Source organism: Klebsiella sp. CN_Kp088, assembly GCF_040064335.1.
GTDB lineage: Bacteria > Pseudomonadota > Gammaproteobacteria > Enterobacterales > Enterobacteriaceae > Klebsiella > Klebsiella aerogenes.
The window spans coordinates 267,049-280,300 of the sequence record NZ_JBEAIQ010000016.1 but is presented as its reverse complement, the minus strand read 5'-3'; the positions used below and the strand labels follow the sequence as shown (position 1 = coordinate 280,300).

The window sequence follows — 13,252 nt, the reverse complement described above, 5'->3', positions numbered from 1 at the left end:
CCCCTCTAAGGGATATCATGAATTTTATCCCTTGGAGGGGATAGACGTTCGCACCGATTCGTAAATCCGCTCACAGGTCATTCCTGCTGTGTAGCGTTCGTCAGCGATTGCAGCATACCGTCGAGCTTCTTCTGCAAGGTTTCCAAGCATGTCGGCGAGCACTCCGGCGGTGGCGCCGGTTGTTTTGCTTCTGACGGTAGCGGCAAGACTTGCGGTGTGGCTTGCGGCGTCCAGGCGGGTGGCAAGGTTTTTTGCCTGCTGCCGCAGCTGGCTAACAGTATCAGAGAGATTAGCGGCAGCAGTACGCGCTGCAGCTGTTTGCGCTTGAGCATTTTTTACGGCCTCATCGCGGGCAATCAGACGCCCCTGTTCAATCATCCGGGCGGCGGTTTGCGCGTTAACTTCCTGGGACGATTCGGCGCTATTACGTTCTGCCCACCGCTTTTCCCATGCCCGATCGCTCCAGGCTAAACCAGCAACAAAGGCACCAGCAATAATCATTACGGCGATAGCTGGCTTTAAGTGGGCTGCATTCACTGGTCAATCCCCCAGCAAGTCAACGCACTTTCCTGATCACGGCGAGTTACCTGTCCGTAGCAGTTATTGGAGCGTACCCGGCAATCCTTCCCTCCGTCTTTTATCCACCAGCGAATCGCTTCACATGCACCTTTACGATCACCGGAGTTAATCCGTTGATAGAACGTAGACGGGAAGCATTTTCCGGGCCCGATGTTGTATGGACAGAACGAGGCAATGCCTACTTTTTGTGGCGGGGTCAAAGGGACATGGATATTCCGATCCACCCATGCCAGCGCTTTGTCGCGTTCTATCGCGTTTACCTGATCACATTTGGCCTGGGTCAGTTTCATACCCTGAGTGACGGGTTTACCATCTATACGCGTGGCCCCGCGGCAAATTGTCCAAATACCCTGACTGCCATCGCGATAAGCTGTAAGACTGTTTCCTTCTTTCTCATCAAGGAACTGATCCATCAATGTTGGAGCCGACGCACCAGCAGCAATGAGGGCCAGCATGGTGATGCTGAGCTTATTCCTCAACTTTGACGCCATAGCCATTCAATCTGTCCTCCCTTTCCTTTCGTCGGTAATACCAGTTGACCCCGCAGGTAATGACAGTGCATGCAATACCGACAATGATCGCCCAGTCACTCAGGGTCAGCCCCGCTATTTTGTCGGCCAAAATCCATACCTCTGTTTTGACTGCCCCGGCATATGCCTTAGTGGAAACACCGCAGCCCGTCAGTGCGGTCCCGGTGCCGTATGAAAGTCTGCTATATATGGTGCTCATTCTGGTCATAACCTCACCTCCGTTGATTACGGATGGCGCTTTGTGCGTGAAGGGGTCAGGCCCATCGGGCTGATTAGACAACGAGCCGTATCGATGATGATTCCCGTGAGCCTGAAATAAGAAAGGCCACGCAAAGCGCAGCCTTCAAATGATGTTTACCTTTTCTTTCTGAAGCGCCCTATTGATGGCGTAAAAAAGCCCGCCTGAAGGCGGGCAGGAAGTAGGCATTCTAGGTAGTAACGAAACGAAGGCACTCCTAATAGTCCGAGCTACCGATTTATCAGGAAGCATTCACTTTTGCCGTTACGTTCTATAAACATAGGAGGGCAACCGCAAAAGTAAACCTGCCATAAATCTTAAATATGCTTAGTGGCAGTGTGGTGCCTCCCGGTGAGCATGCCCCAGTCGGCATGGCCCGCGCTGCATTTACAGGTTTCTGAAACTGACTGGTCGCCCCTCCGCATAGGGGGGATTCACCACATCGGTAATTTATGGTCCAAGCATTCGAAGTTTTAATGTAAGAAACATAACAACTGGTACTTAATACCTCATTCCCCAAAGCCTTAGCTACAGAATGCAGCAAAGTGGCCTACAGCCTTATCACCAAAACTACTAGCGCTGCAACTCCAATAGTTCAAGCCACCGATTGAGGTTACTGAGCGCTTTCGTTAGCTCCACCTATGGGTTAACAGAGTTTTGGAAAGAGAAGGGACAGTCATAAGCCTCAGCTGGAAAGTGAGCTCTGAAGGTTACAACCTAGGCCAGTAATGTAAAAACACCGCAGTCAGCGTGGTTTTGACGATTAAGTAGTGTGACGAAGTGACCACTCTTAACACGTTACGATAGTTTTTGCGTACGCGTGAGCAGTTTTTTGTTGTTTCCACGCATTTGTCGAATTATTATTCGAATCGCTAAACACAGTATAAAAAACTATAACCCAGAAGAAGAGACAATGTACGCGAATCGAAAGGATTTATACGGTCGCTTAGAAGAGATGCGTGGCTCAAAAGTGATATGTTTTGTTACCGGTGACAAACCCGGTATGGAAACCCAGATTCATAGCGACGTATTTGACTACTTTGTTAACCATTTGGACATCCTCGGCGTAGTTCCCAAAATCAGTTTATTTATGTACACCCGAGGCGGAGATACCTTAACCGCATGGAGTTTAATAAACCTGATCCGTCAGTTTTGCGATGAACTTGAGGTTATCATTCCATCGAAATGTCTTAGTGCCGGGACAATCATGTCGCTTGGAGCTAACTCTATCATCATGACCAAACAAGCAACGTTAGGTCCGATTGATCCGAGTATAACGACCCAGCTCAATCCTTCAGTGGTCATTAACGGTCAAGAGATCAAGCTCCCAGTCAGTGTAGAAGACATTAAAGGTTATTTAGCTCTTGCTACAGATGAACTTAAAATTACTGACCAAGAGTCTCTAGCCCAGTTGCTGCTTTCGCTTGGTGAAAAAGTGCATCCATTGGTCTTGGGTAAAGTGTATCGTTCGAAATCCCAGATTCAGATGCTGGCATCGAAACTGCTGTCTTACCAAATTGATGATCCAGAACAAATTACAAAAATTGTCAATTTCTTGTGCAGTGACTCTGGAAGCCATGACTATACTATAAGTAGACGTGAAGCCGAAAACGAGTTAGGCCTGAACATTGAGAAGCCAGGACAGGAATTGTATGAGCTTATCAAAGAGATATACGAAGATATCAAAGAAGAATTAAAACTTGGGGAACCTTTTGTCCCTGCGGCGTTCTTAGGACAAAGCCAGGAAGCTGCATACAGTCTTCCGCGTGTTCTTGTCGAGGCGAAAGAATCTTGTTCTTACCAGTTCAGAACGGACGGTACGGTAAGAATCGTCAATGATGCAGGACAATTGTCCATTCAACATAATGTTACCGGTGAAGGATGGGGGAAATTTGATGACTAATACACTAACTCAAGGGATGGTTTACAAAACCTACTCGAGTAGTTCGGCACCTGGAGTGCCAAGCTCAAGCTCAGCTAATGCTCTAGGAATGAATAACACCGTTGTAGGTTTGAGTCAAAACTCAGGATCACTATCATCTAGCGCTTCCAATCAAACAAAGCGTAAGTAACGTGGTTGAATGGCGCACCAACTCAAGTGTAGATGCGCCATACTTATTATTATTGTCGAACTATCATACACATAACGCCATTGATAAATCCAAGAGCTGTTTGGAGTTTTTTCCTTGTAGTGCCATCTGAACATTTCTTCTTCTTAGCAATTGCCCTCAAAGATATCCCAAAGACGAAGTGAGCAATAATCAACTCATATTCGTCCGGCTTATACTTCTTTAGGCGTGCGACACAGCCATCAATCAAGATCCCTTCATCATCATCACATTGCAGGCGTAACTTCTTACCGTGCGGCAGTAGACCTTTAAATCCAGCAGCAATTGGTTGCCAGTCCACACCACTATTGTCGGATGCCGCCCATGCTCCCCAACGGTCCATTACTTCGTACATATCTCTCATTTTTAAAGTTCCTCAGGATAGAACGCCGAGCGCATAGGCCCGGTCCAGCAATTTAATAATCAATTCCGGCTGACTGCCGTACTCACGCTCGAAAGCAACTGGATCGTGATGAAGCGTCCGGTGATGCTTGCGGCAAAGAGGGATCGTAAAAATATCGTGTGCCTTGGTACCAACGCCGCCCTGCCCCCATCCGATAAGATGATGCGCATCGTCTGCCGACTGACCGCAGCACATACATGGCTGAGTCTTTACCCAGGAAATATAACCATCTGACACCCAGCGGATCCGCTTAGGTCTGGTGAATAAAGTGGCTGGTGCCACGGGTTCAACAACCACTGGCACCTCTGGTTTTACCGGGGCTGGTGGTTCAGGATGCCTGGCAACCTTAGCAACAAGCGGGGAAAGAATGCTGGTGGCCGGCACCGATGGGACGATTTCGCTTTCTTTGTAGACTGACTGGAAAACCTCTTCTTTAAGCCGAAGGGAACGGCGCGCCATCTCTTCTGTGATTTCGTCCCCTATTCCAACGCTGACAGCCCACCAACACAATTCAGCAAGTGACAGGGAGCGTTCAGGGTCAAATCCCAGTGCGATACGGGCAGCATCGATTATCAGATCTGCGTTATTGATACCTACCAGCCTATCAAGGGTTTGATCGGTCTGGTACTTCAGCTCGTTATCACAATGCCAGCATGCGACGATTGCCCCGGTTGAATGCCGGAACGTTACCAGCTCTGAATGGTGATAATCAGAATGTGGCCACTGGCAATGCTTAACCCTCTTAAGCAACCAGGATTCGAGACTATTCACACCACCAGCAGCCCTCACTACTCGCTCTTTCATAAAGAATGGTCGAATATCAGGATCATCTCGTAAAGGTTGCCCGGCGTCAGGAATGCGCCCGCTTGGTAGAGCCTTCATTTTTTCTGGCAGAGTCTCCACCAGCACGCGCCCACAGCTGAATAAAGACATCAACTCTTTACCGGGTTTAAGCAACACAATTCCCAGGTGCCGGGCAACATCAACATTTAGTAATGCGCGCATCAGTCCCTCCACATTTTTTGTGTGTAGGTTCTGTTAATGCGCGGTGGCTTGCTGGATTCCGGCAACAGCACACGGAGTTCCCATGAGATAAAGTCGCTCGACAGGCTTTTCTCAACCGGACAATTCTTTTTCCGGTAGCGTTCCGCCAGCTCCAGAGCCTGAGACTCTGAAAGTTGTTCATGGAGAAACCAGCTTTTCTTCATGGGCGGGCCTCGTACACTCGCAGGAACTCCAGCGCCCGTTCACGCGCCCCAGGTTCGTCAGCGATCATTTCCTGCAGCAGCTGCACGGCAAGTAATGGTTCCTTTCTTCCGACGACAGAAATCCCACGGGAAACACCGCGAGATAGTTTTATGAAGTTCTTTTTCTGTAACGCACGAAGGTGCAATGCAACAGCATTCGGTGAGCTAACGCCAAGAAGCCCGGCCAGTTCCTGAACGGTCGGCGGATAGCCATGCTGATTGATATATGCCACCAGCAGATCAAAAACTTCCTGCTGTCGTGGTGTCAGGTTGTGGAATGAAGAAAGACCAGCGCCATCAACATGATCGCCAGCCTGTTCCGCATCAGATATTAATTTTGTTTGCGCCATGGTTTCTCTCCGTGACGCAGCAGGTATAGGTTGTTCAGGCCTATGACGGGAGTGTAACAGAGCCCGGAGGAATCTGGTAACCCCCTCCGGTCTTTGCTCTTTCAATCATCTGCGAAAACAGCGAGAGAGTCCCCACGATCTCATCAGGCTGCAGAGGCATAAACGAAACAGTATCACCGCGACGGTACATTAAAGCGCGCCCACATACGGGAAAAGAGGTGAGACGGGCAACAATTACCCCGTCATCGCATCTGATTACTACATAGCCGGTGTTCGGCATTTGTTGTTTTTTAGCCACAGCAAAATCCTCAAAATAAACCAGGTCAGCCACTGGACCTCTACTCAATAGAACCAGTCGTCAGCACTTTCCCAGGTATCCTGAAGGATTTGCTCCACCCGCTTTTTGTCCCCATCCATCCCACCAAACACACTCAGACCATCAGTACCGGTTCGGCGAATGATCAAACTGCAGTTATTAAAGTTTTGGTCAAGCCTCCGCAGCAGCTCTTTCTCTAATGCCGGGACAGCGCCCTCTGGAAGCTTTTTGCGACGATCAATTGTGATTTCCACTTTCATAATTATCTCCTTACGCAAATACTGTATAAATAAACAGTATACCTGTTAAATGAAATGTTCAAGCCCTTGATGTCACTTTTTGCTAATCACATGCCCATGTTTAACTTGAAGTTTTCCCCAAAAAAAAACGAAACCCGCCGTAGCGGGTCGGGGTTAAATCACAGGGTTCGGGTCTTCCTCGACGTAATTTGCCCGGTTGATCAGGAACGTTAAAACGCCCTTCACGTCCACATCGTCTAGGGCATCGCCTTCTATCGCTTCACCATCTGAAGTAATGAGTGCGCGACCGCGAACAATGCCAAACTGAATTATCCCGCAGAAAGAAATCAGTACGTGATCTCCCTGCTTAGGACGGCGGGAAACATCAACAACGGCGAAACCCGCGCTCGTCTCTAACACGCGGCAATTTGCGTCAATCTGACACAGCCTATTTATAGTAAGTGTCTGTTCTGCGTAGTCTTTAGCTGGTGATGGGAAGCCCATAGAAGTACCTCACACAATATCACTGTATATATATACAGTAATACTATTAAAGAAAATTCTCAAGCAACCAGTAGCCTTTGGAAATCATACATCTATGTTTTCAATCGATTTTTTTATGAAAAGGAACATGAAGTTAGATTTTATTGGGAAAGAGTCTTGATGTGCTACCCCACCCATATCAAAGAATTTATCGTGCTGGGGTAATTTCATGGGCGTTTTTAAAATTATCTTCAATCATTTTTGGCGAAACACAAGATATAGGGTTTATTCTATTAAATTGTGATTGAGGAGGGAGGGAAAGAAGTCACTTTACAGGACCGAACCAAGGTGGCTAAGCTTTTTTGTTCTATAAATGAAGCACTCGATCAAATTTAAATTTTTTTTCTGTTTTATTGACTTCTTCTCCAAGCCTTATACGGCGTGCACTTAACGATTATTACGCCTGCGAAACCTCAAATTAACGTCGAAATCAACCCTTGTACTCAAAAGTTCCCATTACTAAAATACTCACCATATAGAGCACCTTATCGTAATGAATCACTATATATAGTGTTTATAGATAAGCTGACTTATAGATCGTTGTAAAAATGAAAAAGCCCGGCTGATTAGACCGGGCTTTTCAAGCGGAAGAAGAGTTTGCGGCTCTTTTTCCGTGCCAAATGTATCTGGCGACTGGACTTAGCTTAAACAATTGGACGGTATTCATCAAGCTGCTAAAGGCCCGCCCGTGTGCGCTAAGTATGTTAAGTACTGATTTTTAATATGATATTTAGCCTGGGTTTTTGGTGATTCGAAGACCCCACCCAAACCAATAACGTGCTGAATGTATCTGGCGACTACTGATACTGAAACTGCAAAGGCGATCCCAAGGGTGTTTGCAGCTAGGCACGAAAAAATAAGTGAAACCACCATGGTCAACTTAATTTTTAAAATCGTACCGCCGCTGGTCGTGATAGTTCAAGCGATCGTCGAGTACGTAAATCAGCGCCCATAAGCATGATTTTAATCAAAGGCCCGACATCGCGGGCCTTTTTCCCATATTTTCTGTATCAAATCTTACGCAGCAACTTTTCTCGAGCACATTTCAGGTAAGTTTGCCCTCACCAGAGCCTCTGCGAACGGAGGCGGCACAGCGTTGCCGCAGCGCGCAACTTGCTTATCCTTCGCATACTTAACGCCGCGGTAATCCTGGTCGATGATGTACCAGTCCGGGAAGCCCTGCGCGCGGTACAGTTCATGTGGCTGAAGCATACGCATGCCGATATCAACGATGCGGTAAGTTACCCCGGCGATTTCCACCAGCCCGGTGCTATCGGCTCCACAATACTCTTTAAGGAACGCTAGCACCTGTTGTGCGCGCTGCTCGTCGTAATGCTCAAAAGCGAGAGTGGTCTCAACTTCCCCGACGTGCTGGCCGCCGGCGGTAAGGGTCGGCATCGGTGCATCAGTCCGCTGTCCATCACGGCAGGTACCGCGCAACTTGACCAAGTGAGAGGCAACAACGGCATGGTGATCGACAGTCGTCACGGAATGGGCAGGTTCGTCAAGGCTGACGCCGGCGCCGGTATAGTTCCCGCCGTAGTGCTTCGCCAGGAATGCGCTCACCGTTGCGAATTTATTGCCGCCGGCGGTAACAGTGCCCAGCGGGTTGCCTAGTTGCAGCACGCGCGGCTCCTGCCCGGGGCGTTCGCCATATCCCATCTGAATCAGCGTCGGCGTCACCAACTGCGATTTGCCTCCACCGCCCGCCGTGATAGTCGCGTTCGGCACGTCCGCCCGGTGGCCGATGCTGGCGCCAAACTGCCGGGCAATAACCGGAGCGACGACGCAGGCACGGGACTCTTTCAGGATGGTGTGAGCGGGTTTATCGAGCGGACGTGGTTTCGCCTGATATTCGCTGCCGCCATTCCCAGCCATAAACGGTGCTAACGTCGGGACGGCGAGCGCGTAGCTGAGTTTTTTTGTTATGGTCTGAAGGGGTGCGCCTAACTCTTGACCACGAAAACAATCGTATTGCCCTTTTGTCGTAGTATGGTTGCACTTGACGATGAACGGCTCGGCACTGTCGATAACAAATCGCTGGATGCCCCGGGCAATGCGTCGGAGCGTATTTTTCGCCAGCGGCTTTTTGCGGCCAAAAATCGACGGCGCCGGGATGGACCAGTCGATGCATTCTGCAGCTGTGCGCCATGGTGCCAGTTTGCCAGAAATCACCGTCGGCGATTTCGGATCCCCGTGAGTAGCTGCCGGCCAGACTATCGGCTGCCCGTCCCGGCGCATAACCATGAAGAAACGTTTTCGGATAGTTGGCGCGCCGTAGTCGCAGGCGCGCAGTTCGCGATAATCGACGTCATAGCCCAACCCGGCAATCAAACGCTTTGCCTGTTCGCTATCCGGCGATAACTCCAGAAACTCGCAGCATTCTGCCAGCGCCGGATGGTTCACCGGGATACCATTTGTCAGCATGCCGACAAATGCCCGGAATGTTTCGCCGACGCGCGCCGGATCTGGACGGCTGTGGCCAGGGTAAACAGGACCGATAAAACTACCAATCATTTCATGAGGTAAATTTGGCTTCGGAGGGATTTCAATAAGTGGCCCCCAAGTTTTAAACTCTTCCACGTTTTCCAGCATCATTACCCGCGGGCCAACATCCAGCGCCCAGCGGATAACGATCCACGCCAGCCCACGAATTGCTTTTTCAACTGGTTTAGCCCCTTTCGCTTTGGAAAAGTGGCGGCAGTCCGGCGAGAACCAGGCCAAACCAACGCGGCGGCCGGCAGTCGCAACTTTCGGGCGGACTGAATAAACAGACTCGCAATAGTGCAGCGTGTCCGGGTGATTGGTGGTATGCATCGCTACCGCGTTCGGGTCGTGGTTTATCGCGATGTCCACACTACGCCCAATCGCTAGCTCGATGCCCGTCGATGCGCCGCCGCCACCAGCAAAGTTATCAACTATGATTTCACTATTAATCACGCGTATTTCTCCATGGCGCAGGCCAGCGAACCTGCCGCGGCAATAATTGATGGTACCGGCATTTTTTCCAGCCACATGCGGTTGATATGGTGCTGCAGTCGGCGCTGGTGGTGCGCCGGGAGTGTCCCGGCGTTTTCAATCTGAGAGAAGACCATAATGACTTCCGCTGGCCATACTGTTTCAGGCACTTCCACCAGCAGAAGACTTTCCAGCTCTTGCACGCGCTTGCAGGCATATTTAAGTGAAGGGTCCATACTCACCCCTCCTTTTTGTTGATTGAGGGGGCCACGGTTCGTGCATAAACAATGACGCCATCTTCCGGGCGCTTACGCGGTAAATAGATCTCGGGGCGAGGCCAGAGTGCAATAAAGCGTGATTCTCTGTTTTCCAGGCGGTGATACGCTTTCTCACTCATTACGCCGACCGGGCGAAAAGATTCCTCTTCGCGCTCGAGTTCGCCGATGCGCTGCTGCGCCTTCTCCAGGGCCTCTCCCAGAGCGTCTAGGTCTTCGAGCTTTACGAACAGAACGTCGTGGCCGAACTCTTTTGCATGGGCTGAGCGGCGCTTGAGGCTGGCTAACAACCGGGTAATATCAGTCATGCTGCGAACTCCCTACCTTTCGAACGTTGTGCCTGCAGCAGTTGTTCGAACCTCATTCTGATCGGGTTACCGCAACCAAACGGCATATCGTTTACTCTCCACATTGGGGAACCGTTTTTAGTGCCCGTCTGGACAATCCGTCCGGTACCCGCCAGTTGTCTAACCTGCCCACTGACAGAGCTGCCACTACGCCCCATTGCTCTAGCTATTTCGCCGGACGTCATATCCGGATTAGCCCTGAGGAATTCAAAGGCGGTTATTTCATTGCTATATTTGGATTTGATTTTTTTGGTCATGGTCAAAACTCGTTTACCTGGTTAAACCTGCCGCTTTGCGGCGTTTGTACTCTTCCATCAGAAGCTGTGCTGGTGTTGGCCCTGACGGATGTCGCGGCGCTTCAAGCTGTCGGCGAATCGGTGGGATCGAGAATCCATTAGCCAGATGCTTCGTCCACTTCTTGAGTAATTTTTCTGCCAGTTTTTTTAGTTCCCCCTCTGTGAGGTTTCGCTCAACTCCAGTTCTGCGCATCTCAACGCAGATGTGATACAGCACGTCCTGTTTCCAGGGGTATCTGTCGCTACCCGAATAGCGATAAGACTCATTGCGCCAGCGCTTGTATTCAGCCATCACAGCTTCGGATGTCAGGTTGAATGGGTTGGCTCCACTCGCCGAAACCAGCGCTACGAACTCAGCCAGATCCGGTGGCCATGTGTTACCCGCGGCGCAGCGCTCCATGCACTGACGGCAGACCAGGGTAATCTGGGCATCACTCATCGATCCAATTTGGGCAATCCACATATCCGATGGCGCCGCCCCGTTCTTCTGGGTCCACCGGTTCGAGAATATCTCTCCCATGACCGTCCATAGCCGCCATGCCGTATCCGCCGCCAGCAAGTCCGCGTTGCTTCTCCCAGAGTTCTCTGGCTTCCTGAATTTGCTGGACTGCCCGGGATGCGGTGTTAACTGATTGAATTCTTGCATTGCCGTTACCTCCGGTTGCTGGTTGTGGTTTGGATTTGGCTCTGGCATTTATCACGCTGCGGGCAAATTTCTGCTCCCACTGAACCTGAGTGAACACTTTCCCCTCGGACTTCCAGTACGCGGTGAACTCTGCCAGCTCTGTCGGCAGGTATGCCGGTTCGGGAAGCGCTATTCCCCAGGTAGCAGCCAGTCTCGGCCAGTCCTGTGACGGCAACCAAAGGTCGTGCATAGTGAATTTCCCGATCGGAATATCCAGACCTTGCAAATATTGAGGTTCCTGAAAAACATTTCCCTTGTGCGCGTAGAGAGTGGGGTTTGATCCTTTTCCCTTCCCTTCCATTCCTTTTCCGTCAGTGAGTCCTCCATGAGGATTCACTGAGTCCTCATGGAGGACTCCTTGATTAGGCGCTCTCTTTTCTTCCTTTCCTGCCTTAGCCTCAGTGAATTCTGGCGGAAGAGGTATTTTTGAGGCCGAAGGCCTGTTTATTTTTTGATGCTTAAGGAAACCTTTAATCTGCAAATAGCAGACATCATTCACTGAATACTCAGTGAGTAATCCATGAGTAATCAGTTCCTGTATTAGTGGTTCGCAATCGAGCGCGTCCGCAGGGAAGATTTGCATCTTCAACCGTTTTGGCGAACGCTCAAGGCATCCCATGTCGTTGGCGAAGTTGAACAACCCGATAAACAGGAGACGCGCTGGAATTGAACATTCCACCACCTTCTCATCTGTCCAGAATTCAGGTTTAACTGTTCTGATGCGGGCCATCTGAAACCTCTTATTAACCAGCTGGTGCTGGTGGTCATTGTAAAAACTCGATTAGAAAAACTGCGGCGCTACGGCGCTGATACTCGCCAGTAGTGGTCCCGCCGCATCTGCAGGGAGCATGTTAAAAAGTGCAATTGCAGCTTCGCGTATTTCACGCTCTAGCTTCTGCAGAGGTGCGCCAAGCAACTTGGCCTGGTGCGCTTCGCTGCATTCTTTGATTGCATTGGCCACCAGCTCGGTTTCAGTTAAGCCATGTTTTAGGCCATGTTTGCGCGCGATCTCTATCGGCATTGCATCAGCGATCGCCGCCGAAAGCTGGATGACATAACTGGTGTACTTCTCTGAACCGCCCTCGTTTTTCAGGTAGCGATACAGATTTTGTTTATTGACGCTGATACCGCGCCCGTTTTGTTTCTCCCACTGTTCGGCCACCAGCTGCGCGACGTGGTCTTGCGCACGCCCAGGTAATGAGGACTCCCATTCCTGAACGGCGGCCAAAATGGCTCGGCATTTCTTGCCGTCACGCCGACGGGGCAAATACTGATTTTCCGTTTTCAGTTGCATACTCATCACCGGAGTATGATTTTCAAAAGAGATGGTTTGCATGGTCACTCCTTAGGTATTCCATCCGTTGGATTCGGATATAGATCAGGACGTAATTCATGAGGCGTAACGCCCGTTGCATTAAAAACCTGTAAAACTCGCGATGAAGGCACAATACCTTTTGTTTTCCACTGACTTACTGCCATGCCGCTTACTCCAAGCGTTGATGCTAATTTATTGGCTGAGCCAGCTACTCGAATTGCGTTATCAAGGGCTGTCATATCTATCTCCTCGTTAAGTTAGGCATAATAAAGCATAGGTTTATATTCAATGCAAATTTTTAATTTATTGTGGCTATAAACTAAACCTTTACAATGGGCTTATGAAAAACACTGAAGAACTCAACAACCAACTGATTGCTCGTTTGGAAGAAATTACTCAAAGAGGGATCAGCAAGGCGGATATGGCTCGCATTGCTGGAGTTACACCTCAAGCGGTGAATGGGTGGTTTAAGAAAGGAGTAATCAGTAAAAAGTCCGCAATTGCCCTCGCGGAAGCTGCCAATGTGTCTGTAACTTGGTTGCTTGGAGAGAAGGTATCTGAAGATTCAGGCCTCAAGCCAAATGAGAGCAAAATGTTACGCCTGTTTAGGCAGTTACCTGAGGCAGAACAAGAGAGAATGATCGATACTTTTGAAGTCCGCCTAAAAGAAATCGATGATTATGTGGAGAAATATCTTCGTGGTCGATTTAAGGCTAGCGACACTAACTAACATCTCTGATCTCACCCCATGAAACCGGCAAATGCCGGTTTTTTTTTGCCTGCCGCGCAGCCTCAATCAATCCAACAGCTCCCCTGTCTCGAT

At 49.7% G+C, this 13,252-nt stretch carries 19 protein-coding genes; 2 read left to right on the top strand and 17 right to left on the bottom strand.

What is annotated here, in order from left to right; genetic code table 11:
* Positions 1-24: 24 nt before the first annotated feature.
* From ABLV08_RS07980 to ABLV08_RS07970, 3 genes are read right to left on the bottom strand one after another with little or no spacing between them, the layout of a single operon-like run.
* Entirely contained in the window at positions 25-501 is a 477-nt protein-coding gene (locus ABLV08_RS07980; RefSeq protein WP_348855757.1) for a DUF2514 domain-containing protein, read from the bottom strand.
* A 32-nt stretch (positions 502-533) separates the two neighbouring features.
* Complete coding sequence (locus ABLV08_RS07975) at positions 534-1,070, bottom strand: lysozyme (RefSeq protein ID WP_186599970.1); 537 nt, start codon at positions 1,068-1,070, stop codon at positions 534-536.
* Positions 1,048-1,317: an HP1 family phage holin gene (locus ABLV08_RS07970; protein ID WP_023297382.1), complete on the bottom strand. Its 270-nt coding sequence runs from the start codon at positions 1,315-1,317 to the stop codon at positions 1,048-1,050. The genes ABLV08_RS07975 and ABLV08_RS07970 overlap by 23 nt, the downstream gene beginning before the upstream one ends.
* Positions 1,318-2,260: 943 nt before the next feature.
* Between ABLV08_RS07970 and ABLV08_RS07965 the strand changes: the two genes are divergently transcribed.
* Positions 2,261-3,250, top strand: a complete 990-nt coding sequence (locus ABLV08_RS07965) for a serine protease (protein WP_338831277.1) — start codon at positions 2,261-2,263, stop codon at positions 3,248-3,250.
* Between the two features lie 218 nt (positions 3,251-3,468).
* On the opposite strand, the gene ABLV08_RS07960 is transcribed toward ABLV08_RS07965, so the two are convergent.
* The 14 genes from ABLV08_RS07960 to ABLV08_RS07895 form a co-directional block, all read right to left on the bottom strand.
* Positions 3,469-3,819, bottom strand: a complete 351-nt coding sequence (locus ABLV08_RS07960) for an antiterminator Q family protein (RefSeq protein ID WP_348855717.1) — start codon at positions 3,817-3,819, stop codon at positions 3,469-3,471.
* A gap of 12 nt (positions 3,820-3,831) precedes the next feature.
* On the bottom strand, positions 3,832-4,863 hold the full coding sequence (locus ABLV08_RS07955) for a DUF968 domain-containing protein (RefSeq protein WP_348855716.1): 1,032 nt from the start codon (positions 4,861-4,863) through the stop codon (positions 3,832-3,834).
* A complete protein-coding gene (locus ABLV08_RS07950; RefSeq protein WP_015367393.1) occupies positions 4,863-5,066 on the bottom strand; it encodes a hypothetical protein in 204 nt (67 codons plus the stop codon). Before ABLV08_RS07950 ends, ABLV08_RS07955 begins: the two co-directional genes overlap by 1 nt.
* Entirely contained in the window at positions 5,063-5,455 is a 393-nt protein-coding gene (locus tag ABLV08_RS07945; protein ID WP_171825199.1) for a DNA-binding protein, read from the bottom strand. The genes ABLV08_RS07950 and ABLV08_RS07945 overlap by 4 nt, the downstream gene beginning before the upstream one ends.
* A 342-nt stretch (positions 5,456-5,797) precedes the next feature.
* Positions 5,798-6,031: a DinI family protein gene (locus ABLV08_RS07940; RefSeq protein ID WP_015367395.1), complete on the bottom strand. Its 234-nt coding sequence runs from the start codon at positions 6,029-6,031 to the stop codon at positions 5,798-5,800.
* Positions 6,032-6,184: 153 nt separating this feature from the next.
* Positions 6,185-6,514 carry a hypothetical protein gene (locus ABLV08_RS07935; RefSeq protein WP_032708415.1) on the bottom strand — a complete coding sequence of 110 codons (330 nt, stop codon included), beginning with the start codon at positions 6,512-6,514 and terminating at the stop codon, positions 6,185-6,187.
* Positions 6,515-7,570: 1,056 nt separating this feature from the next.
* Positions 7,571-9,493 (bottom strand): DNA cytosine methyltransferase, encoded by a 1,923-nt coding sequence (locus ABLV08_RS07930; protein ID WP_348855715.1) that lies wholly within the window; start codon positions 9,491-9,493, stop codon positions 7,571-7,573.
* Positions 9,490-9,747 carry a hypothetical protein gene (locus ABLV08_RS07925; protein ID WP_045389603.1) on the bottom strand — a complete coding sequence of 86 codons (258 nt, stop codon included), beginning with the start codon at positions 9,745-9,747 and terminating at the stop codon, positions 9,490-9,492. Before ABLV08_RS07925 ends, ABLV08_RS07930 begins: the two co-directional genes overlap by 4 nt.
* Before the next feature lie 2 nt (positions 9,748-9,749).
* Entirely contained in the window at positions 9,750-10,094 is a 345-nt protein-coding gene (locus ABLV08_RS07920; protein ID WP_045389606.1) for a hypothetical protein, read from the bottom strand.
* On the bottom strand, positions 10,091-10,390 hold the full coding sequence (locus ABLV08_RS07915) for a helix-turn-helix domain-containing protein (protein ID WP_348855714.1): 300 nt from the start codon (positions 10,388-10,390) through the stop codon (positions 10,091-10,093). Before ABLV08_RS07915 ends, ABLV08_RS07920 begins: the two co-directional genes overlap by 4 nt.
* A gap of 13 nt (positions 10,391-10,403) precedes the next feature.
* Complete coding sequence (locus ABLV08_RS07910; RefSeq protein WP_348855712.1) at positions 10,404-10,949, bottom strand: replication protein P; 546 nt, start codon at positions 10,947-10,949, stop codon at positions 10,404-10,406.
* Positions 10,861-11,844: a DnaT-like ssDNA-binding domain-containing protein gene (locus ABLV08_RS07905; RefSeq protein WP_348855711.1), complete on the bottom strand. Its 984-nt coding sequence runs from the start codon at positions 11,842-11,844 to the stop codon at positions 10,861-10,863. The genes ABLV08_RS07910 and ABLV08_RS07905 overlap by 89 nt, the downstream gene beginning before the upstream one ends.
* A gap of 51 nt (positions 11,845-11,895) precedes the next feature.
* The gene (locus ABLV08_RS07900) at positions 11,896-12,450 is read right to left on the bottom strand and encodes a toxin YdaT family protein (protein WP_012542198.1); all 555 of its coding nucleotides are present in this window, start codon (positions 12,448-12,450) and stop codon (positions 11,896-11,898) included.
* Positions 12,451-12,452: 2 nt separating this feature from the next.
* Entirely contained in the window at positions 12,453-12,668 is a 216-nt protein-coding gene (locus tag ABLV08_RS07895; protein WP_012542199.1) for a Cro/CI family transcriptional regulator, read from the bottom strand.
* Between the two features lie 101 nt (positions 12,669-12,769).
* On the opposite strand from ABLV08_RS07895, the gene ABLV08_RS07890 reads away from it, so the two are divergent.
* Positions 12,770-13,159: a helix-turn-helix domain-containing protein gene (locus tag ABLV08_RS07890; RefSeq protein WP_012542200.1), complete on the top strand. Its 390-nt coding sequence runs from the start codon at positions 12,770-12,772 to the stop codon at positions 13,157-13,159.
* The last annotated feature ends 93 nt before the right edge of the window (positions 13,160-13,252 follow it).